Source organism: Natrinema saccharevitans (assembly GCF_001953745.1).
In the GTDB taxonomy this organism is placed as follows: Archaea; Halobacteriota; Halobacteria; order Halobacteriales; family Natrialbaceae; genus Natrinema; species Natrinema saccharevitans.
Genome location: NZ_LWLN01000001.1, coordinates 2328173 through 2349001 on the forward strand (window position 1 = coordinate 2328173; position 20829 = coordinate 2349001).

A 20829-nucleotide genomic window follows, 5' to 3' on the forward strand; every position below is an offset into this window, starting at 1 on the left:
AACTACTCGTCGGGCACCCGGTGCGGGCGGTAGATCGCCGCGATCTCGAGGTCGACCGGCTCGAGTCCGGTGATGATGTCGTCCTCGGGCGAGAGGTCCTCGGCCTCCCACGCCTCGAGGTAGCTCAGGGCGTCCTCGCGGTCGGCGAACGCTTTGGGATCGATTCCCATCGGATCGTCGACCGCCGTCTCGTCGGTGATGAGGACGTAGTGGGCCTCGGTCGCGTCGATCTGCTCGCCGGTTTTGCGATCGACCGTCCACGCGCCGTCGATCGGCGAGTCCGGCGTCGACGAGACCACGTACGCGAACAGACAGCCCGGCGACTCGAACACGGCAGCCTGCCCGTTCTCGTGACGGAGCTGGCTCGATTCGGGAAAGTCCGCGGCGGTCATCCCACAGACCGCACAGGTCATCCCCTCGGGGTACTCGAACGGCCCGTCCTCGATGCCCTCGAGCGAGGGTTCGTACACCTGCGCGGAGGAACCGTCCTCGGATCCGTCCTCGCCGAGACAGCCGGCGATGCCCGCGCCTGCTCCCGCCGCGAGCGCGCCGATGAACCGCCGCCGATCGATCCCCTCGTCGGTCATACACCTCGATACGTCGGCGATGGGCAAAACGGGACTGGTTCGGGTGTCGAATCCGACCGCGGCTCGGTCACTCGAGGCGGGCCTTCGCCAGCCGGTGGCGCGCCCGGAACATGGCCTCGAACCCCAGATTCGAGAGCGGGCCGATCGCGTCCCCGAGACCGCCGAGCGGGAGTTCGTAGGTGACTCGATCCCGGAGCCGGGTCCGTCGGCCGTCGGCGTAGAACGAGTGGGTGTGTTCCCAGCGGTCGAACGGGCCGTGGACCATCTCGTCCCGGAAATACGCCGAGCCGTCCTCGCGTTCGCGCGCCGTGATCACCGACGTCCAGTGCTGGCGCGGCCCGACGCCGAAGGGCCGCATCGAGAGCGCGATCTCGGAGCCGGGCTCGAGGACGTTCGGATCCGGCTCCCCGTCGGGCCCGATCACGCGCTCGACGCGCAGGTTCATCCAGTCGGGCGTCAGCCCCTCGAGGCCGGAGATCTGCGAGTGGAAGGCCCAGACGTCCTCGAAGGGCGATCGAACGGTCGTCTCGCGTTCGTAGGTAGGCATCGCTCGGTGACGGCTACGGCGGCCACGGGGAAAACGTCGGTCCCAACGACCGGCGACGAACGGCGAGGCGCGTTACTTGAGACGCTCCTGGAGGAACGAGGGATGGGCCGCGGTCACGCCGTCGATCTCGAGGAGGTCCGCGGAGATGATCTCGCCCAGGGCGTCGCCGTCCTCGGCGCGCACTTCGGCCATCAACATGTGGTCGCCGCTGGAACTGTACAGCGCCTCGACCTCCTCGAGATCCTTGATCGCTTTCGTCGCCTCGACGTACCGCTCGCTCGCCACGTCGAGTCCGACCATCGCGATCGTCTGGCTCGAGAGCTTCTTCGGATCGATGTCGGCCGAGTAGCCGACGATCACCCCCTCCTCCTCGAGCTGGTTGATGTACTTTCGTACCGTGGGCTTCGAGACGTTCGCCCGATCGGCGATCTCGGCGTAGGACGCCTGGGCGTCCTCCTCGAGGACCTCGAGGATGCGGTCTTCCGTCGCCTGCGTACTCATGAGCGTACGTTTTGCTCCGGCGGAAAAATATCTTTTGTATACGAAAACGACGTGTATCCGAACGGAAGACGCCGGAGAACACCCATCTCGGGCCCGAAATCGCGTGATTTATCCTCGCGCTGAGCCCAGGGCAACTATCGTGGTCGCTCCGACTCTCATCAGCGGCGTCGTCTGGATCGGCTGTGGGCTCGCGATCCTCGGACTGGCGTGGCTCATCGCCGTTCGCGGGCGGGCGGACCTCCACGCCAACTACGACGAGTCGGTCGATCCCGCGTACGCCTCGCGGCGGGCCGGCGGAACGGCGCTGCTGATGGGGGCGCTATAGTAGCTCTTGAAACGATTTACACACCGATCACAACGGTGTCCTTCGATCGGGTGTGCATTGACTTTCAAGAGCTACTATAGTCGTCGCCTACGGCGTCCGCGAGGCGCTGTACGAGTTCGATTCGCGCCTGCTCGCCGGTCTCGTCGTCACCTTGCTGGTCCTGAGCTACGTCTCGAAGCTGTTCGCCGGCGGGTTCGGTGCCGGCGACTGACCGCATCGCTCGGGGCTCGACGGTCGAAAAAAGGTCGGCCACGCTTCGGCGAGCAGGACTACGTGTGACGCTCGAGGAGGTCGTAGCTGCGCTCCCACTCGGCGTCGTCGTCGAAGTACCGTTCCGCCAGCGGTTCGTCCGGGAGTTCGCCGACGGCGGCCTTCTCTTCGGTGTAGGACGGCCGGTCCTCGTCGACGTAATACCGGCCCGTGAGGACGGTCCCCTCGTTGAGGACGTCCTCGGTCTCGCGCATCATCTCGGCGGCTTCCGCGCGGTCGGTGACGTCGAACTCGTAGTCGTCGGACTCCTGGACGTCGATGTACGGAACGTACTGTCGGGCGTCCTTGTTCCAGGTCGGACACTGGGTCAGGAAGTCGACGTGGGCGAAGCCGTCGTGTTCGATGGCCTCGGCGATGATCTCCTTGGCCTGGTTGGGGTTGACCGCGGCGGTGCGGGCGATGTAGCTCGCGCCGGCGGTCAGCGACTGCGAGAGCGGCCGGATCGGCGTCTTCGCGCTGCCCGAGGGCTGCGTTTTCGACTTGTGGCCCTTCGGGCTCGTCGGCGAGGTCTGGCCCTTCGTCAGCCCGAAGATCTCGTTGTTGAACACGATGTAGGTCATGTCGTGGTTCTCCCGGGCCGTGTGGATGAAGTGGTTGCCGCCGATCCCGTAGCCGTCGCCGTCCCCGCCCGCGGCGACGACCTCGAGGTCCGGATTCGCCAGCTTGGCCGCGCGGGCGACCGGCAGCGAGCGGCCGTGGATGGTGTGGAAGCCGTACGTGTCGAGGTAGCTGTTCAGCTTGCCCGAACAGCCGATTCCGGTGACGGTCAGCACCTCTTCGGGGGTCTTACCGACCTCCGGCAGCGCCTGTTTCAGGGATTTCAGGACGCCGAAGTCGCCACAGCCCGGACACCAGGTCGGCTGCGGTTCGACGCCGGGGGTGAACTCGTCCCGGTCGATCTCTCGCTCCTCACCGATTGCGTTGAATGCGCTCATTGTCAGTCACCTGCAGCGGGTTCGATTCGTACCTGTGCGGTCGGTTCGCGGTCCTCCTCGGCGAGGTTGACCTGGTAGCCCTCGACGATTTCGGCGGGCTCGAAGGGGTTGCCGTTGTACTTCAGCAGGCTCGTGAGCTTCTCGCCGAACCGGCCCAGTTCCTTCTGGAGCAGGCCCCGGAACTGCGCCGTGGCGTTCATCTCGACGACCATCGCCTCGTCGACGCTCTCGAGGAACTCGGTCACCTCTTTCTCGGGGAACGGCGTCATGTCGGAGACGCTGAGGCCCCGCACGGAGTGGCCGTTCTCGTTGAGCCGCTCGATGGCCTCCGCGACCGCGCCCTGACTCGAGCCCCACGTGATGACGCCGTAGTCGGCCGTCTCGTCGCCGAAGTAGGTCTGGGTGGACTCGCGTTCCTCGTCGAGTTCTCGGCGGATGGACTCGAGTTTCTCGAGGCGGCGGTCCATCTGGGCGACGCGGTTGTCGGGGTCCTCGCTGATGTGGCCGACCGGACTGTGTTCGTTGCCGGTCGCGAGGAAACGCCCCCCCTTCTGGCCGGGGATCGAGCGCGGCGCGACGCCGTTCTCGGCGTCGTCGTAGTTGAATCGCTTGAACTTTCCGGAGTTGTCGTGGGCGGCCTCCCGGAGTTCGTCCTCGGTCAGCGTCGAGCCCAGGTCAGGCGAGACCTCGCGGTCGAAGAAGTCGACGTCGACGTTGGTGTTCTCGCCGGAGAGCTTCTGGTCGTAGATGACGATCGCCGGGATCTGGTAGTCCCAGGCGATGTCGAAGGCCAGCCGCGTCTGCTCGTAGGCCTCCTCGATGGTACCGGGCGCGAAGACGACCCGCTGGGAGTCGCCCTGACTCGTGTAGAGGACGTGTTCGAGGTCGGCCTGTTCGGGCTTGGTCGGCATCCCGGTCGAGGGGCCGGCCCGCATCGACTCGACGAGGACGACCGGCGTCTCGGTCATCTCGGCGAGCCCGAGCGGTTCGCTCATCAGCGCGAAGCCGCCGCCGGAGGAGCCGGACATGGCCTTGACGCCGGCGTGGCTCGCGCCGACGGCCAGCGCGGCCGCGGCGATCTCGTCCTCGACCTGCTCGGAGACCCCGCCCATGTCGGGGAAGTTTTGCGTGAGGATCGTGAACACGTCCGTCCACGGCGTCATCGGATAGCCGGCGATGAACCGACAGCCCGCGTCGATCGCGCCGTAGGCGATCGCGTTCGAACCCGACAGCAGCGCCTGCTCGGCGTCGTGAGAGCCCTCGGGGGCCCGCAGGTCGTGTTCGAACTCGTACTCCTCGCGCGTCGTCTCGTAGGCCTCGTGGAGGATCTCGAGGTTCGCCTCGAGGACGTCGCCGCCCATCGCGTCGGACATCAGATCCTCGATGTGCTCGAGGTCCATGTCCAGCAGGGCGGCGGTGACGCCGACGCCGGCGGTGTTGCGCATGACCTCGCGGCCGTGTTCCCGCGCGAGTCCGCGCAGGTCCATCGGGAAGACGTGCCAGTCGTTTTCCTCGGCGCGATCGTGGAGATCGATCGCTTCGACGTCCTCCTCGCTGATGAGGCCCTCGTCGTAGACGATGATCCCGCCCTCGCGGAGGTCGTCTAAGTTCTCCGAGAGCGGCTTGATCTCCTCGTTGCCGTAGTAGGCCTCCTCCTGTGGATTGCGGGCGAAGGAATCGCCCAGCGAGAGCAGGAAGTTGTAGCCGTCCCCGCGTGACTGTACCTCGCGGTCCGCGGCCCGGATCTCGACGTAGGTGTGGCCGCCGCGAATCCGCGACGGATAGTGCCGATGGGTAAATACGTCGAGCCCCGAGCGCATCAGCGCCTTGGCGAAGTTCTGGCTCGTCGAGTCGATCCCGTCGCCGGAACCGCCCGCGATTCGCCAGATGAGTTCGTCGTCGCTCATAGTGGATCAGTGGCCGATGGTCGACCGTACCCTCGAGTTCGCTCCACGCGACCTAAAGACTTTGCTATAGATTACCAAGGATCTTTCGTGAAGAATGGACGTACATTGAAGAATATGTGTGAACGATCATTACGGTAGCCGGAGAACCCGTCTCCGTTCGTCACATTCGACCGGGAACGAGTGTATCGTTTCTCGGAGTTGAATCGAACGGGACGGCTCCCGTCCGTTCACGGCTCGGCCGCGAGTCCGTCCGGCTCGACCGTCTCGAGTCCCCACTCGTCGAGGAAGTCCTCGAGGAAGGCGGCCCGGTCGGGGAGTTCGTCGGGGCGGTGGGAGTCGGTGCCGACGGTGACGGCCACGTCGTGGTCGCGAAGGACCTCGAGGAACCGCTCGGCCGGGTGAACGACGCCGGCGTCGGAAAGCGCCCGGCCGGCGTTTACCTCCGGCACCGTCCGCGAGTCGGCGAGCGCCCGCGCCACGCGCCGGTAGTGGTCCTCGGTCGCCCGCCCCCGCAGCGGCGGCGTCCGCTCGAGCAGGTCGACGTGGGCCGCGATATCGAACAGTTCCGACTCGACGAGCGCGACCAGCCGATCGAAGTACTCGTCGACGACCGCGTCGCGTTCGGCGTCGGACATCGACGCGAAGTGGGACGCGACCTGGACGTTGTTGCCGGCGACGTCGTGGACGCTACCGATCGCGTACTCGAAGCCCGCCTCCGAGAGGAAGGCGTCGATGGCCGCCTCGTCGCGCGGATCGTAGTCCATCTCGACGGCGTCGTAGATCTCGAGGTCGAACGCCTCGCGCAGCCGCTCGATCCCCCGACGGCGGCGCTCGTAGGTGAGATCGAGGTTGAAGCCGTAGACCCCCCGCATCGATTCGGGCCGCTCGCGCGAGGCCACGTTGCAGTGGTCGGCGAAGCCGACACCCTCGAGGCCGGCCGCCTCGGCCGCTCGGACCATCGACCGGAGGAACTCGCCGTCCGAGTAGTTCGAGTGGACGTGAAAGTCCCGCATACGTCGTCGACCACGGACGACGTGTTAGTCGTTTGGCTCGCGGAACGCGGGTCGATCGGGGCTCGGCGAACGACGAAGTAACACCGACGTAATCAGCTAACACCGGTATCCGCGAACCCTTACGGCGATCTCGGCCCCAGACGAACGCACGGAATGTCCCAGCAGAAATCCGACTACGTAGACGACGCCGAGATCGACGCGACGCTCGACGAACTGCCGGCCGACGAGGCCATCGAGGCGACCGTCGAGAACCTCGAGGCGAACGGCTTCGAGGTCGTCGTCGCCGACTCGGCCGCGGAGGCCCTCGAAGCGGTCCAGTCGCAGATTCCCGCCGGCGCGTCGGTCATGAACGGCCACTCCACGACGCTCGAGGAGATCGGCTTCGCCGACTACCTCTCGGAGGGCGACCACGGGTGGGAGAGCCTGGCCGACGAGATCTGGAGCATCGACGACGACGCGAAACGGCAGGCCGCCCGTCGCGAGTCCCAGACCGCCGACTACTTCCTCGGCGGGATCAACGCGATCGCCCAGACCGGCGAACTCGTCGCGGCCGACCGTTCGGGCAGTCGGATCGGCGCGTACCCCTTCGCCGCGAGCAACGTCGTGATCGTCAGCGGCGCGAACAAGATCGTGCCGACGCTCGAGGACGCGCTCGACCGCCTCGAGTCGGTGGCCTATCCCCTCGAGAACGAACGCGCACAGGAGGCCTACGGCGTCGAGTCCGCCATCGCCAAGCAGCTCATCTTCCGACGGGAACTCGAGGACGGTCGGACGACCGTCGTCCTCGTCCGCGAGCAACTGGGCTACTAGGGGCCCGCTCGAAAAGTCCGTACAGTTCCGCACCGCTCTGGCCGCGTCCTCGGGCAGGCGATACCTCTCGTTTCGAACCCCGTTCTCGCCCGCCGAACGACCCTCCGGACGAGAAAGAGCATAAGGCCCACTGGCCCGTGACCCCACGAACGTGGGTCGCGGAAACGATACGCACCGGGAGGCCATGTCGAACCAGTACATCACGGCAGCGCAACACCTGCCCGACGAGGAGCGGACGGAAACGACACTCCAGATAACCGACGCGGAGACGAAGCGGATCTTCGAGGCGCGGGTCCGGATCGCGAACGATCCCGACGAACTCACCGATCCGCAGCCGCTGACCGTCGTCGCCGGACCACACGAGAGCGTCAGCGAGGAGCGGTACGTCGAACTCATCGACGAGATCGACGCGGCGGGGATCAACGAGGACCTCCTGCGCCGGCTCGCGGCGGACCAGGAGTCGACCTCGAACGTCGTCAACACCCGGTCCGACGACCTCAACGTCATCCTCCGGTATCTCGTCGAATCCGGCCAGTACGACTCGACCGCCGAGGCGCTTCGCGAGATCGCGTTTCAGCATCTCGCGGCGAACCGCCCCGCGTTACTGGACGCCTACGAGGCCGTCCGGACCGAGTTCGAGGACGATCCGCTCCGCCGCGCCCGCTCGGAGAACGAGCCATGACGGTGGACTCGTTCCGGGCGTTCCTCCGGCGTCTCGACGAGGCGGACGCCCTCGTCTCGTTCGACGACCCCGTCTCGTGGGACCTCGAGGCGAGCGCGGTCACGGCGCTTGCCAACCGGTCCGACGGCGACGTGCCGGTGTTCGAGTCGATCGCGGAGACGGCCGTCGACGCGTCGCTCGTCGGCGATCCGTACCGGGGGCCCCGACGTCGGCCGTGGGATCACCTCGCCCGGGCGATCGGGCTGCCGACCGGCCTGTCCGGCGCGGCGTACTACGAGCGGCTCATCGACCGGCTTCGATCGCCCCGGGAGCCGCGGGTCCTCGAGCGCGACGCAGCGCCCTGCAAGGACATCGTTCGGACCGGGGACGACGTCGATCTCCTGTCGCTCCCGTGGCCGTACATCCACCGCGGCGACGGCGGGCGGTACTCGAACCTCCACACCGTCGTCGCACCGGATCCGGAGACGCGGTGGGGCCGCTGGTCGAGCCACCGGATGATGATCCACGACGGGCCGTTCGCCAGCCTGCTGTTCCTGGCGGGCGAGCAGGTCCCGAACCGGTATTACTACGACTACGAACCGCGGGACGAGCCGATGCCGGTGGCGGTCGTCGTCGGTGCCGAACCGGTCGTCCAGTGTACGACCGAGATGTGGATCCCGGCGGGGCGGAGCGAGGCCACCTTCGCGGGCGGCATGAAAGACCGACCCGTCGACCTCGTCCCGTGCGAGACGAACGACCTGTACGTCCCGGCGACGGCGGAGGTCGTCCTCGAGGGCCGCGTCCTCCCGAACGAACGGCTCGACGAGGGGCCGTTCGGCGACTACTTCGGGTACATGAACGGGCCGCGGCGATCGATGCCCGCGTTCGCGATCGACGCCGTAACCCGCCGGACGGAGCCGCGAGTCCCGTTTTGCGTCGAAGGGACCGGCGTCGGATACGGGCGAAACTCCGGCAGCACGCTCCAGCTCGCCGCGGCCGGCCCGGATGCGACCCTCGGACTGCAGGCCGCCGGCTTCGACGTCGAGGCGGCGGTTCCGTGGCGCTTTACCTCCCGGACCGTCTGGGTCATCGCGACGGATCGTCCCTACCCGGGGTATCTCCATCGACTGGCCAACTTCGTGTTCACGACCTGGGGGATGCTCCACATCGATTTCTTCGTGTTCGTCGACGCCGACGTCGACCCGTTCGACCCGCGGGCGGTGCTGACGGCGATCGCGCTGGACGCCGACCCGGACGCCGACTTCCACCAGTTCGGCGTCGAACGGATGCCCAAAGTCCCGCTCAACATCTACCAGACGCCCGAGGAGAAAGGCAGCGCCGACGTGGGGACCTCGAAAGCCAAGACCGCGAAGGCGTACATCGACGCGACCGGCGACGGGGATCGAACGGACGGGACGGCCGACGACCGTCGGAAACGAGCCCAGAAGCGACTCGTCACCGCCGGCATGTCGGCGGCGCGGTTCGATCTCCTCGACGGGGAAGGGAAGCAGCGATGATCCCGTTCGCACAGTACGTCCAGGGGCTGGCGAGCAACGACGAACTACTGTCCCTCGAGGGACCGTTCGACGTGCCGCCGCCCGTCATCGCGGCGGAGGCACTCCGTGCGAACGGCCCGGCGCTCCGGTACGAACGGACCGACGGTGCCGATCTCACCAGCGGTGCGTTCAGCGGTCCCGACCAACTGCAGCGTCGCGAGTCGGCCCCGTGGTCGCGGCTGGCGCTTGGCCTCGGACTGGACCCCGAGGCGTCGTTCGTCGCCGTCCTCGAGACGATCACGCAACTGGGTCCGACCGACGATCGGCCGGAGCCGACCGCCGACAGGCAGGCGGCCGCACGAACCGTCGACGGGATACGGCAACTGGCGCTGCCGCGTGACGCCGACGACGTCTGGCCCGCCCTGACGCTGGGCGTCGCGTCGGTAGCGACGGCGGCGGGGACCCACTGGGCACCGGTTCACGGTGCCGTCATCGGCGACGATACGCTCCGGGTCCGGACGCCCACGGCCCTGTCGTCGCTGCTGGACGGCGGGACGATCTCGGTCGCCCTCGGCGTCCCGCCGGCGACCGTGACGGCGGCCTACTTACTCGCCGTCAGGGACCGCATCGAGGTCCCGATACAGGCCTGTGGCGTCGCGGAGCGCGTGCCGCTCGTCCCGACGAACGGCGGGCTCGTCCCGAGCGCGACCGAGGTCGTGATCGAGGCGACGGTCGACGATCGCAACCCCGACTCCCGGTCGGACCGGCGCGAAGCGTGGGAGTACGGCACGGAGAGTACGTCGATGGCGCTGTCGATCGAACGGATACTCGCGACCGAGGAGCCGGTACTTCCGTTCTCGCCGCTCGAGCGACCGCTTTCGGACGACCTGCAGCTGACGGGGCTAGTGACGGCGGCGACGCTGTACGACCGCGTCGACGACTACTGGGGGATCTCGCCAGTCGAGTGGGTGCAGGTCCCGGCGGCGGCCGAACTCGGGATCTGCGTCGTCGCGACGAACGTCCTCTATGCCGGCTTCGAGTGGCAACTCGCCAACATCCTCTTTGCCTTCTCGTCGCTGTTCGATACGGTCGTCGTCGTCGATGACGACGTCTCGCCGCGGGACCTCGGCCGCGTCCTCGGCGATATCTGGCTCAAAGCACATCCGTCTCGAGACTGGATCTTCAGCGAACCGTCGGCACCGATGGCGGACCGCCCCCGGTATCGTCGGGACGGGGAGACCGGCTCCCGACTGTACGTGAATGCGGCGTGGGACCCGCGGTGGGAAGACGCGTATATCGCGCCGCGAGTCGCGTTCGAGCGGTCGTTCCCGGCGTCCGTTCGCGACGACGCCCGGCGACTGTGGGAGACGCGTCACGGCGGGCCCGACGACGGGGTCCGCGACGACGCGTAGGACGAGAGCGATTTTAGTCGGATAGAAAACATATTCCATCCGATGATACGAAAACGAAACCGTTTACGCAGTACGAAACCGATAAAACTCACGGGATAGCGATAGTTTCCTATAGAATATGTTCGTTGGAGACGCAGAATTTACCGATACTATTATATCGGGAAACGGGATCCGGGGCGGTGTATGGTGTCCAGCCACAACCTCTCGGACTACGAGGTCGAACGGGAGCGGTTCTCGTGGGACGAGATCTACGCGGCGGCCGACTGGGACGCACCGACGGACCTGAACATCGCACACGAGACCGTCGACCGACACGCCACCGACCGCGAGACGGTCGCGCTCTATCAGGTCGACACCGACGGCGAACTCACGAAGCTGACCTTCTGGGAACTGGCCGACCGCTCGAGCCAGTTCGCGAACCTCCTCGAGGAACTCGGCGTCGAGCGCGGCGACCGCGTGTTCTCGTACATGCCGCGGATTCCGGAACACTACGTGGCGATGGTCGGCACGCTGAAACGGGGAGCCGTCTGGGGGAGCGTCAACGAACGCTTCGGGCCGGACGGGATTTCCTACCGGCTCGACGATTGCGACGCGAAAGTCCTCGTGACGACGACCGACAACCGCGAGACGGTCGCGGACGCCCTCGAGGACGTACCGTCGGTCGAGCGCGTCATCACCGTCGACCGCGGCGGCGGCGCGCCCGCCGCCGACGTCGTGTTCGACCCGGCGCTCGACGGCGCGAGTACGGACTACGAGCCCGCCGACACCGGCGGCGAGGACGACGCCTTGCTGTACTACACGTCGGGGACGACCGGGCTGGCCAAGGGCGTCCGACACAAACAGCGCTGGGTGGCCGGCGTGGCGGCGACCCAGAAGTACGCCGTCGACCTCCAGCCCGGCGACCTCTACTGGAGCACCGGCGATCTGGGCTGGCTGACCGGCGTGATCAACACGCTCGGGGCCTGGTTCTGGGGCGCGTCGCTTTTCACCTACGAGGGCGAGTTCGACCCGGCGGAGTGGGCCGAACTGCTCGACGAGTACCCGATCACCGTCCTGTTCTCGGTCCCGACGGCCTACCGGATGCTCCGCGAAAAAGCGGAGGTACTGGAGGATATCGACCTCGACTTACGACACGCGCTCTCGATCGGCGAGCCGCTCAGCGCCGGCGTCGTCGAGTGGGGCGAGGACGAACTCGGCGTCACCATCCTCGACACGTACGGCCAGACGGAGACGGGCAACATGATCATCAACAACTACCCGACGATGGAGTTGCGGCCCGGCTCGATGGGCAAGCCCCTCCCCGGCATCGAGGCCGACATCGTCGACCCCGACACCGGGGCCGTCCTCGAGCCCGGCGAGACCGGCGAGATCGCCCAGCGGGGGGACTACCCCTGTTTCTTCGACGAGTACTGGAACAAACCGGAGAAGACCGCGTCGTGTTTCGTCGACGGTCCCGAGGGGGGTGAGCAGAGCGAAGCGATGCGATCCTCGCCAGACGAAACGTCTGGCGGTGAGTGGTACCTCTCGGGGGACCTCGCACACAAGGACGAGGACGGCTACTTCTGGTTCGAGGGGCGGGCCGACGACGTCATTCTCTCGTCGGGCTACCGGATCGGCCCGTTCGAGGTCGAGAGTTCGCTGGGCGAACACGCGGCCGTCGCCGAGGCGGCCGTCGTCCCCAAGCCCCACACGGAGCGGGGCAACATCGTGAAGGCCTACGTCGTGCCCAGCGAGGGGACGACGCCGTCCGAGGGCCTCAAAGAGGACATCAGGACCCACGTGCGCGACGAGCTATCGGCCCACGAGTACCCCCGCGAGATCGAGTTCCGCGAGGAACTGCCGAAGACGGTCACGGGGAAGATCCGCCGAACCGAACTGCAAGACGACGCGGAAGAAGAGTCCGAGGCGTCGCCGTAAGCGACCCGTCCTCGAGACGTCCCGACCACAAATAGTCTCTCCAACGACATGAATTTCGAATCTACCGACGAACGCGCGATGATCCGATCGACCGCGGAGGCGGTCGCGGCCGAATACGGACCGGAGTACTGGCGAGAGAAAGAGGCGGACGGCGAGTTCGCTCAGGCGTTCTGGGACGAACTCGCGGAGGCCGGGTTCCACGGCCTGTTGGTCCCGGAGGAGTACGACGGTGCCGGCATGGGCATGCAGGAGATGGGGCTGGCGATGGAGACGCTCTGTGCCGAGGGCTGTGGCATGGCCGGCACCTGGTATCTGGTCCTTACCGCGGGCATGGCCGCCGTCGGCATCCGCGAGAACGGGACCGAGGCCCAGAAGGAGCGGTACCTGCCCGACATCGCGGCCGGCGAGCGGAACTTCTCGATCGGGATCACCGAACCCGAAGCGGGGACGAACACGCTGAACGTCGCCACGCGCGCGGAGAAAGACGGCAGCGAATACGTCCTCGACGGGAACAAGGCGTGGATCACCTTCGCCGACCGGGCGGACGACATGATCCTCGTCACCCGGACGACCCCGCGGGCGGACGTCGACCGCGGCACCGACGGCATCAGCCTCTTCGTCGTCGACATGGACGACCCCGGGATCGACGTCTCGCCGATTCCCAAACACGGCATCAACTACTCGAATTCCTGCGAGGTGTTCATCGAGGACGTTCGCGTCCCCGAGGAGAACCTGCTCGGCGCGGAAGACGAGGGCTGGTGGGCGCTCGTCGACATGCTGAACCCCGAGCGCCTCGGCTTCGCCGCGGCCGGGACGGGGATCGGAAAACTGGCCGCCGACACCGCCATCGAGTACGCCACCGACCGCGAGGTGTTCGGTGCCCCGGTCGGCAGCCACCAGGCGGTCTCGTTCCCCATCACGAAGGCCTACGCGCGGATGGAGACGGCCGCGCTCATGCGCGAGAAAGCAGCCTGGCTCTACGATCAGGGCGAGGAGTGTGGCTACGAGACCAACGTCGCGAAGGCGACGGCCGTCAGCGCCGGGATCGAAGCCGTCAAGCAGTCGATGCAGGCCTTCGGCGGCTGGGGCTACGCGAAAGAGTACGACGTCGAACGCTGGTGGCGCGAGATCAACCTCACCAGGCTCGCGCCGGTCTCCCAGCAGATGGCGTACAACCACATCGGCCAGCAGCTCGGCTTCCCCAAGTCCTACTGATCATGTTCGAGAACGTCCTCGTCGCCAATCGCGGCGAGATCGCGGTTCGCGTGATGGCAGCGTGCGAAGAACTCGGCATCGGGACGGTCGCCGTCTACAGCGACGCCGACCGCGACGCCGGCCACGTGGAGTACGCCGACGAGGCGTACAACGTCGGCCCGGCACCGGCCAGCGAGTCGTACCTCGATCAGGAGGCGATTATCGACGTCGCCGAACGGGCCGGCGCGGACGCGATCCACCCCGGCTACGGCTTCCTCGCGGAGAACGCCGACTTCGCCCGCCGCGTCGAAGCGACGGACGGGATCACGTGGGTCGGCCCGCCGAGCGACGCGATGGAGACGCTCGGTGAAAAGACGAAGGCCCGAACCGTCATGCAGGCGGCCGGCGTCCCGGTCGTCCCCGGAACGACCGAGCCCGTCGACGACGCCGACGAAGTCCGGGCGCTGGGCGAGGAGTACGGCTACCCCATCGCGATCAAGGCCGAAGGCGGCGGCGGCGGCCGCGGCATGAAGATCGTCCGCAGCGAGGCCGAGGTCGACGACGCCCTCGAGAGCGCCCGGCGCGAGGGCGAGGCGTACTTCGGCAACGACTCGGTCTACGTCGAGAAGTACCTCGACGCGCCCAAACACATCGAAGTCCAGGTGCTCGCAGACCAGCACGGCAACGTCCGGCATCTGGGCGAGCGCGACTGCTCGCTGCAGCGACGCCACCAGAAGGTCATCGAGGAGGCCCCGAGCCCGGCGCTCGACGCCGAGTTACGCGACGCGATCGGCGAGGCCGCCCGACGGGGCGTCCGCGAGGCCGGCTACACGAACGCCGGGACGGTCGAGTTCCTCGTCGAGAACGGCGAGTTCTACTTCATGGAGGTGAACACGCGCATCCAGGTCGAACACACCGTTACCGAGGAAGTGACCGGCATCGATATCGTCCGGTGGCAGCTCCGGGTCGCCGCCGGCGAGGCACTCGCCTTCGACCAGGACGCCGTCGAGATCGACGGCCACGCGGTCGAGTACCGCATCAACGCCGAGAATCCGGCCGCAGACTTCGCGCCGACTCCCGGGAAGCTGACGACCTACAGGCCGCCGGCGAGCATCGGCGTCCGCCTCGACCACGCGGTCGCACAGGGCGACGAGATCGGCGGCGACTACGACTCGATGATCGGGAAACTGATCGTCAGCGGCGACGACCGCGACCACTGCCTCGAGCGCTCGAAACGCGCGCTCGAGCACTTCGCCGTCGACGGCGTCCACACGACGATCCCGTTCCACCGGCTGCTGCTCGACGACGAGACCTTCGACGCCGGCGATCACACGACGACGTACCTCGATCGGGAACTCGAGGACGACGCGCTCGCGGCGGCCGTCGATCGCTGGGGGCCCGCGACGACGACCGACGGTAACGGGCCCACGGCGGCGACGACCGAGGTCACCGTCGAGGTCGACGGCCGACGGTTCGACGTCGTCATCGAGGACGGCGCGTCGCGGGCGACGGCCGACCGCACCGAGACGAAAACCGTTGCCGGCGGCGGGACGACGGGAACCGACGACGCCGAACTCGCCACCGCCGGCGCCGTTACCGCCGAAATGCAGGGGACCATCCTCTCGGTCGCCGTCGAGAAAGGCGACGAGGTCGCGCCCGGCGACGTCCTCTGTGTCCTCGAGGCGATGAAGATGGAAAACGACGTGGTCGCCAGCACCGGCGGGACGGTTCGCTCGGTACCGATCTCGGCGGGTGACTCCGTCGACATGGGCGACACCCTCGTGACACTGGAGTGATACCGATGCGAGTCAAAATCACAAGCGACACGACCGAAGCGCAGGCGCGGGCGATCGCCGAAGCGATGGCGTCGAAGTACCGGGAGGACGTCACCGTCGTCGACGACGGCGGTGCGGAACTCGCCAGCGCGTCCGCCGACGGCGGGACCGACGAACCGGCCGACCCCGAGCCGGAACCGGAACTCGGACCGACGGCCCGCGAGGAGGCGCTGCTGGCGGAGGTCGACGACATCCGCGCGGGCGGCCCCGAGAAGTACAAAGACCAGTTGCCCGATCAGGGGAAGCTGTTCGTCCGCGACCGGATCGACCTCTGGTTCGGCGACGACTTCCTCTTCGAGGACGGGCAGTTCGCGGCGTTCGACGACTGGCATCCGGACGGTGCGAACACCGACGCGGACGACGACGACCGACTGCCGGCCGACGGCCTGATCACCGGCGCCGCCGAGTTCGAGGGGCGGGACGTCCACTTCATGGCCAACGACTACACGGTCAAACGCGGGAGCATGGCCGCGAAAGGCGTCGAGAAGTTCCTCCGGATGCAACAGCGGGCCCTGAAAACCGGGAAGCCGGTGTTGTACCTGATGGACTCCTCGGGCGGGCGGATCGACCAGCAAACCGGCTTCTTCGCCAACCGCGAGGGCATCGGGAAGTACTACTACAACCACTCGATGCTCTCGGGTCGGGTCCCGCAGATCTGTGTCCTCTATGGCCCCTGTATCGCCGGCGCGGCCTACACCCCCGTCTTCGCGGACTTCACGGTCATGGTCCGGGACGTGAGCGCGATGGCCATCGCCAGCCCGCGCATGGTCGAGATGGTCACCGGCGAGCAGATCGATCTGCAGGAACTGGGCGGGCCGGACGTCCACGCCGAACACTCCGGGAGCGCGGACCTCATCGCCGACGACGAGGAACACGCCCGGAAACTGGTCGCGAGACTCATCGGCTACCTCCCGAACAACAGCGACGAGAGCCCGCCCCGAACGGACGGACGGCCACCCGCCGCCTCGCCCGAGGGGATCGACGCCGTCGTGCCCCAGGAGCCCAACAAGGGCTACGACATGTTCGACGTCATCGACCGGATCGTCGACGCGGGGTCGACGCTCGAGTTGCGCTCCGAGTACGGGCCGGAGATCATTACCGCCTTCGCCCGGATCGACGGCCGGCCGATCGGGATCGTCGCCAACCAGCCGGCCCACCGGGCGGGCGCGATCTTCCCCGACGCCGCCGAGAAGGCCGCCGAGTTCGTCTGGACCTGTGACGCCTACGACATCCCCTTGCTCTATCTCTGTGACACGCCCGGCTTCATGGCCGGATCGCAGGTCGAGAAAGACGGAATCTTGGAGCAAGGCAAGAAAATGATCTACGCGACCTCCTCGGCGACGGTGCCGAAACAGTCGGTGGTCGTCCGCAAGGCCTACGGCGCGGGCATCTACGCGATGTCCGGCCCCGCCTACGACCCCGAGAGCGTCATCGGCCTCCCCTCCGGCGAGATCGCGATCATGGGCCCCGAGGCGGCGATCAACGCCGTCTACGCCCGCAAGCTCGCCGAGATCGACGACGAGGACGAACGCGAACGGATGGAGCGGGACCTCCGCGAGGAGTACCGCGAGGACATCGACGTCCACCGGATGGCCAGCGAGGTCGTCATCGACGAAATCGTCCCGCCGAGCGACTTGCGGGAGGAACTCGAGGCCCGCTTTGCCTTCTACGAGACCGTCGAGAAGGACCTGCCCGACAAGAAACACGGAACCGTCCTCTGACCGCCCGCCGAACGTTTCACACCCACCCATGACAGGACGCTACTACGAGGAGTTCGAGGTCGGCGAGACCATCGAACACGAGAAGCGACGGACGATCAGCGAGCGCGACAACCAGCAGTTCTGCGACATGACGATGAACCAGCAGCCGCTGCATCTCGACGCCGAGTTCGCGTCGGCGACGCAGTTCGACGGCCGGCTGGTCAACGGGCTCTACACGATGAGCCTAGCCGTCGGGCTCACCATCCCCGACACCACCGACGGCACGATCGTCGCGAACCTCTCGTACGACAACGTCGAGCATCCGAACCCGGTCTATCACGGCGACACGATCCGGGTCCAGTCGACGGTCACCGACAAGCGCGAGACCAGCGACGGCGAGCGCGGCATCGTCACCATGCACGTCGAAGTGTTCAAGCTAAACGACTCGGAGGAGCCGCTGGTCTGTGAGTTCGACCGCACGGCGCTCTCGCTGAAACGCGAGTACGCCGAGGGCTAAGCACCCAACGAGTCGGTCGAGAGCGTTCAATCGTTTGCTCCGGAACAAGGACCCGATCTCGTCCGCGACAGCAGATATGGGGTTCGCTCTTCCGTAGGAGATTGTTGATCCAGTTGCGTTGCTCGTCTGCTTGATTGAGTTCTATGCGTAGAGCGGTTCCTGATCAGGACTCAGTTTATTGCAATCAGCGTACAATCGCAAGAGGGCCCCATCAACAATGTGCTATCCAAGAGCGTATAGAATTGTTTCTTATATATTCAGAGAATATAATAAATTATAGCACAGGATAAATAGAAAAATATATTATAGATATAATGGAAACAAATAATGTGTTTAGTGAGTAACTAAACACAGGTGATGCAGATGGACGACCAGATAAATGGCACAAGCGGACGACTATCGACGAACAGTCGACGAACTATACTTAAACTCGGTGGTCTTTCACTTGCGTCTGCGGTAGGTGCCGCTACCGTTGGGACGGTAACAGCCCAATCCGACGAGAACCCCGATGTCGACTTCGATCCCGACCGTCGGGAAGAGGTTGCTGAGTTCATTCTCGCCCTCGGCGAACTCGAGAGCGAAAAACAGCAACGACGGTATACATCCCAGATTACGGACGAGCAGATGCAGGCAATGGAAGACCTGTACGGGGAGGTCAACTGGCAGTTCCGTAGCTACGGGCAAAACGCTACGCAACCGTCCGACAATTGGGTCACGGCGACCGAAGTTACCGAAGCGAAGGGGTCGGTTCCACTTATCGGCACCGTCTACGTTCACAAACAGATCCTCACCTGGGATTACAACGGAAGCGACTACAGAAACGTCTCTCAGGAACTCGATTATAAGCTCCCCGGTCCCGCCGCGGCGTACAAAGGAACGACGACGGACGATATCGACAGGGATGCTACGTCCTTCACGGCCGAACTGTCCGCGGAATACGCGTTCGATCCGCCGGGCGGGGAACGAAGGAAGGAAGCGACGATCATCACGAAAGGGGACAACAACGGAAACCACGAGGTCCTGTCTAAAAGCGCACCCGCATCGACGGAGTAAGTGACGTCCCAAAGAGCGAGACCTCCCATCACACTGCACTCGATTTATTTTACCATTGGTCTGTCTAGTATGATAACGAGTGGCACTGATCATTCCGAATCGTTAACGGATCATAATCGTAGCCGGGCACGACGGAACCGGTGTTCAAATCAGTCGCACGATCTCAACTGATTCGAGTAGCCTATGCGTATCACCTCTCCGAACCGATCTCAAACCAACTCACTGGCGGAGATAGAGGTATGAAAATCGCGAATTCTGCACCCAATCTCGGTCAGCTTACGTCGGCAGATCGAAAGCGATAGTAACCGATCACGAGCGGAACGACGATCCAGACACAGAGGACGATGGGCATGAACTCGGGCTGGACGTATAACGGGGCGTCTTCCGGTACGGAACTACCCGGCATGGCATAGTTGGTGACCGGGCGAATCCCGCGGGTGAGCGCCTGAACCGGCACGAGCTGTGAGACGAAGTGATAGATAACAGGTGATTCGGAGGCTCCGAGTACGTCGGTGTGGAACTTCCGAACGATGTCGCCGGGAAGCATGAAAAGGGGGAGTACGTTCAAGACGAAGTACAGGCCGAACCCGACGGCCGCGGCTCGTGCCTTGTTAGCTACCGACGCTGAGATGGCAATCGCGATTGCGACGTAAGTGATAGCATAGAGGAACATCATGCCGAACATCACGACGAACGGGGTAACCGGAAAGAGGGGATAAACAGCCACGAGCAGTCCGGCGGCGACGAGATATGCACACGTAATACCGAGTGCGATCACGAGACTCCTGCTAAGGAATTTCCCGACGATGATGTCCCTACGCGTATTCGGTAGTCCGAGAAGGAACTTGGCGCTGCCGGTCTCGCGCTCGCCGGCGATGGCGAGATAGGCTGCGACGAGCGCAACGATCGGGACCAAAGGTGCGCCGACAACGACGACGAGACGGAGATTCGAGATAACACCCTCCCGAAGCGTATCGTGAAACTCCAACTGATCCCGTTGAATGAACATGAGCAGTCCCACAAATCCAGTGTAGATGAAAATGACGAGCCAGACGACTCTCGAGCGACGGGTATCTAGGAAATCCTTCCGAGCCACGTCCATCGTACTCATGCCATCACCTCCGCGGCCTGTCGTTCGTCGTCCGACGTCTCGCCCGTGTAACTGTTGAACAGGTCCTCAAGCGAGGCGTCTTCCGAAACGAGATCGGTGATCGTCGCCCGTTCGTCGACGTGTCGCACCACGTCGGCCTTGACGGCGGTGTGCCGACAGTCGACGCTGACCTTGGTCCCATCGATCGAAACGCCCTCGACGCCGTTCAGCCGCTCGAGACCGAGGTCGTCCGGCACCGACTCGAGCGTCAGGTCGATGTGTGCCACCCCGTCGAGTCCCTCACGAAGCGCGTCGATGCTGTCGACGGCGACTGGGTTCCCGTCGGACATGATGCCGACGCGGTCACATACGGCTTCGACCTCGGGGAGGATGTGACTCGAGAAAAACACAGTCGTCCCGGCCTTGGCTATCTCGCGGATCGTCGCGCGCATTTCCTGTTTGCCGGTCGGGTCGAGTCCGGAGGAGGGTTCGTCCAGTACGAGGAGGTCCGGATCGCCCACAAGGGCCATGCCGAACGCGAGCCGCTGGCTCATCCCCTTCGAGAACCCGCCGGTGCGCCGGTCGGCTGCGTCCGCGATGCCGACTTGCTCGAGGATCGCGTCGGGGTCATCGTCCGCGTCCTTCGTGCGGATGACCCACTCGAGGTGTTCGCGGGCCGTCAAGCGGTCGTACAGACTATAGCCGTCCGGAAGGACGCCGATCCGGCTTCGGGTCGTGGCGAAGTCCTCTCGAACGTCGTCCCCGAGAACGGTCGCGCGTCCGTCGGTCGGGGAGACGTACCCGAGGAGCATGTTGATCGTCGTCGACTTTCCGGCACCGTTCGGGCCGAGAAAGCCGAATATCTCACCCTCTTCGACCCGCAGGTCGAGGCTATCGACGGCGAGAACGCCGCCCGGATACTCCTTCGTGAGGTCGGTCGTTTCTATCGTCGCCATCGTATTAGAGCTGCTACATTAAAATACAAATATTTTCTGATTTATGGAATGTAACCGGGAACACGGAGCCGTGCAAAGTGAACGCTCCCGAGGAACCGCCGGT

The 20829-nt window shown here is 65.5% G+C and carries 18 protein-coding genes and 1 pseudogene; 11 read left to right on the top strand and 8 right to left on the bottom strand.

What is annotated here, in order from left to right; translation table 11 throughout:
• Window positions 1-2 precede the first annotated feature (2 nt).
• The 3 genes from A6E15_RS11830 to lrpA1 form a co-directional block, all read right to left on the bottom strand.
• Window positions 3-587, bottom strand: a complete 585-nt coding sequence (locus A6E15_RS11830; protein WP_076146438.1) for a nitrous oxide reductase accessory protein NosL — start codon at window positions 585-587, stop codon at window positions 3-5.
• A 67-nt stretch (window positions 588-654) separates the two neighbouring features.
• Window positions 655-1134, bottom strand: coding sequence for an SRPBCC family protein (locus A6E15_RS11835; protein ID WP_076146440.1), 480 nt, complete (start codon window positions 1132-1134; stop codon window positions 655-657).
• Between the two features lie 72 nt (window positions 1135-1206).
• Window positions 1207-1635: an HTH-type transcriptional regulator LrpA1 gene (lrpA1, locus tag A6E15_RS11840; RefSeq protein ID WP_076146442.1), complete on the bottom strand. Its 429-nt coding sequence runs from the start codon at window positions 1633-1635 to the stop codon at window positions 1207-1209.
• A 139-nt stretch (window positions 1636-1774) separates the two neighbouring features.
• Between lrpA1 and A6E15_RS11845 the strand changes: the two are divergent.
• Window positions 1775-2171 (top strand): annotated as a pseudogene (locus A6E15_RS11845) (hypothetical protein).
• 58 nt (window positions 2172-2229) lie between these two features.
• On the opposite strand, the gene A6E15_RS11850 reads toward A6E15_RS11845, so the two are convergent.
• The 3 genes from A6E15_RS11850 to A6E15_RS11860 form a co-directional block, all read right to left on the bottom strand.
• Complete coding sequence (locus A6E15_RS11850; protein ID WP_076146444.1) at window positions 2230-3165, bottom strand: thiamine pyrophosphate-dependent enzyme; 936 nt, start codon at window positions 3163-3165, stop codon at window positions 2230-2232.
• 2 nt (window positions 3166-3167) lie between these two features.
• The gene (locus A6E15_RS11855; protein ID WP_076146446.1) at window positions 3168-5072 is read right to left on the bottom strand and encodes a 2-oxoacid:acceptor oxidoreductase subunit alpha; all 1905 of its coding nucleotides are present in this window, start codon (window positions 5070-5072) and stop codon (window positions 3168-3170) included.
• Window positions 5073-5299: 227 nt separating this feature from the next.
• Complete coding sequence (locus tag A6E15_RS11860) at window positions 5300-6085, bottom strand: PHP domain-containing protein (RefSeq protein ID WP_076146448.1); 786 nt, start codon at window positions 6083-6085, stop codon at window positions 5300-5302.
• A gap of 153 nt (window positions 6086-6238) precedes the next feature.
• On the opposite strand from A6E15_RS11860, the gene A6E15_RS11865 reads away from it, so the two are divergent.
• From A6E15_RS11865 to A6E15_RS21205, 10 genes are all read left to right on the top strand, one after another.
• Window positions 6239-6895, top strand: coding sequence for a lactate utilization protein (locus tag A6E15_RS11865; RefSeq protein WP_076146450.1), 657 nt, complete (start codon window positions 6239-6241; stop codon window positions 6893-6895).
• A 184-nt stretch (window positions 6896-7079) separates the two neighbouring features.
• Complete coding sequence (locus A6E15_RS11870) at window positions 7080-7577, top strand: ubiD operon protein (RefSeq protein WP_076146452.1); 498 nt, start codon at window positions 7080-7082, stop codon at window positions 7575-7577.
• Complete coding sequence (locus A6E15_RS11875) at window positions 7574-9073, top strand: UbiD family decarboxylase (RefSeq protein WP_076146454.1); 1500 nt, start codon at window positions 7574-7576, stop codon at window positions 9071-9073. The genes A6E15_RS11870 and A6E15_RS11875 overlap by 4 nt, the downstream gene beginning before the upstream one ends.
• A complete protein-coding gene (locus A6E15_RS11880; protein WP_076146456.1) occupies window positions 9070-10464 on the top strand; it encodes a UbiD family decarboxylase domain-containing protein in 1395 nt (464 codons plus the stop codon). Before A6E15_RS11875 ends, A6E15_RS11880 begins: the two co-directional genes overlap by 4 nt.
• A gap of 183 nt (window positions 10465-10647) precedes the next feature.
• On the top strand, window positions 10648-12381 hold the full coding sequence (locus tag A6E15_RS11885) for an acyl-CoA synthetase (RefSeq protein WP_076146458.1): 1734 nt from the start codon (window positions 10648-10650) through the stop codon (window positions 12379-12381).
• A gap of 48 nt (window positions 12382-12429) precedes the next feature.
• Window positions 12430-13596 carry an acyl-CoA dehydrogenase family protein gene (locus A6E15_RS11890; protein ID WP_076146460.1) on the top strand — a complete coding sequence of 389 codons (1167 nt, stop codon included), beginning with the start codon at window positions 12430-12432 and terminating at the stop codon, window positions 13594-13596.
• A gap of 2 nt (window positions 13597-13598) precedes the next feature.
• Window positions 13599-15371, top strand: coding sequence for an acetyl-CoA carboxylase biotin carboxylase subunit (locus tag A6E15_RS11895; RefSeq protein WP_076146462.1), 1773 nt, complete (start codon window positions 13599-13601; stop codon window positions 15369-15371).
• 5 nt (window positions 15372-15376) lie between these two features.
• The gene (locus A6E15_RS11900; protein WP_076146464.1) at window positions 15377-17131 is read left to right on the top strand and encodes an acyl-CoA carboxylase subunit beta; all 1755 of its coding nucleotides are present in this window, start codon (window positions 15377-15379) and stop codon (window positions 17129-17131) included.
• Window positions 17132-17159: 28 nt separating this feature from the next.
• The gene (locus tag A6E15_RS11905; protein WP_076146466.1) at window positions 17160-17627 is read left to right on the top strand and encodes a MaoC family dehydratase; all 468 of its coding nucleotides are present in this window, start codon (window positions 17160-17162) and stop codon (window positions 17625-17627) included.
• Between the two features lie 357 nt (window positions 17628-17984).
• On the top strand, window positions 17985-18680 hold the full coding sequence (locus tag A6E15_RS21205; protein WP_217693445.1) for a hypothetical protein: 696 nt from the start codon (window positions 17985-17987) through the stop codon (window positions 18678-18680).
• 271 nt (window positions 18681-18951) lie between these two features.
• Here the strand turns inward: A6E15_RS21205 and A6E15_RS11915 are convergent, their stop codons facing one another.
• Window positions 18952-19791: an ABC transporter permease gene (locus A6E15_RS11915; RefSeq protein ID WP_076146468.1), complete on the bottom strand. Its 840-nt coding sequence runs from the start codon at window positions 19789-19791 to the stop codon at window positions 18952-18954.
• The gene (locus tag A6E15_RS11920; RefSeq protein WP_076146470.1) at window positions 19788-20726 is read right to left on the bottom strand and encodes an ABC transporter ATP-binding protein; all 939 of its coding nucleotides are present in this window, start codon (window positions 20724-20726) and stop codon (window positions 19788-19790) included. Before A6E15_RS11920 ends, A6E15_RS11915 begins: the two co-directional genes overlap by 4 nt.
• Window positions 20727-20829: the final 103 nt, after the last annotated feature.

What these genes read in the sequence shown, in the direction of transcription:
- A6E15_RS11890 (WP_076146460.1), top strand. Translation starts at nt 12,430, where the DNA reads ATGAATTTCGAATCTACCGACGAACGCGCGATGATCCGATCGACCGCG.
- A6E15_RS11860 (WP_076146448.1), bottom strand. Translation starts at nt 6,085, where the DNA reads ATGCGGGACTTTCACGTCCACTCGAACTACTCGGACGGCGAGTTCCTC.
- A6E15_RS11880 (WP_076146456.1), top strand. Translation starts at nt 9,070, where the DNA reads ATGATCCCGTTCGCACAGTACGTCCAGGGGCTGGCGAGCAACGACGAA.
- A6E15_RS11855 (WP_076146446.1), bottom strand. Translation starts at nt 5,072, where the DNA reads ATGAGCGACGACGAACTCATCTGGCGAATCGCGGGCGGTTCCGGCGAC.
- A6E15_RS11900 (WP_076146464.1), top strand. Translation starts at nt 15,377, where the DNA reads ATGCGAGTCAAAATCACAAGCGACACGACCGAAGCGCAGGCGCGGGCG.
- A6E15_RS11835 (WP_076146440.1), bottom strand. Translation starts at nt 1,134, where the DNA reads ATGCCTACCTACGAACGCGAGACGACCGTTCGATCGCCCTTCGAGGAC.
- A6E15_RS11850 (WP_076146444.1), bottom strand. Translation starts at nt 3,165, where the DNA reads ATGAGCGCATTCAACGCAATCGGTGAGGAGCGAGAGATCGACCGGGAC.
- A6E15_RS11870 (WP_076146452.1), top strand. Translation starts at nt 7,080, where the DNA reads ATGTCGAACCAGTACATCACGGCAGCGCAACACCTGCCCGACGAGGAG.
- A6E15_RS11885 (WP_076146458.1), top strand. Translation starts at nt 10,648, where the DNA reads ATGGTGTCCAGCCACAACCTCTCGGACTACGAGGTCGAACGGGAGCGG.
- A6E15_RS11895 (WP_076146462.1), top strand. Translation starts at nt 13,599, where the DNA reads ATGTTCGAGAACGTCCTCGTCGCCAATCGCGGCGAGATCGCGGTTCGC.
- A6E15_RS11920 (WP_076146470.1), bottom strand. Translation starts at nt 20,726, where the DNA reads ATGGCGACGATAGAAACGACCGACCTCACGAAGGAGTATCCGGGCGGC.
- A6E15_RS11830 (WP_076146438.1), bottom strand. Translation starts at nt 587, where the DNA reads ATGACCGACGAGGGGATCGATCGGCGGCGGTTCATCGGCGCGCTCGCG.
- A6E15_RS21205 (WP_217693445.1), top strand. Translation starts at nt 17,985, where the DNA reads ATGCAGATGGACGACCAGATAAATGGCACAAGCGGACGACTATCGACG.
- A6E15_RS11875 (WP_076146454.1), top strand. Translation starts at nt 7,574, where the DNA reads ATGACGGTGGACTCGTTCCGGGCGTTCCTCCGGCGTCTCGACGAGGCG.
- lrpA1 (WP_076146442.1), bottom strand. Translation starts at nt 1,635, where the DNA reads ATGAGTACGCAGGCGACGGAAGACCGCATCCTCGAGGTCCTCGAGGAG.
- A6E15_RS11905 (WP_076146466.1), top strand. Translation starts at nt 17,160, where the DNA reads ATGACAGGACGCTACTACGAGGAGTTCGAGGTCGGCGAGACCATCGAA.
- A6E15_RS11915 (WP_076146468.1), bottom strand. Translation starts at nt 19,791, where the DNA reads ATGAGTACGATGGACGTGGCTCGGAAGGATTTCCTAGATACCCGTCGC.
- A6E15_RS11865 (WP_076146450.1), top strand. Translation starts at nt 6,239, where the DNA reads ATGTCCCAGCAGAAATCCGACTACGTAGACGACGCCGAGATCGACGCG.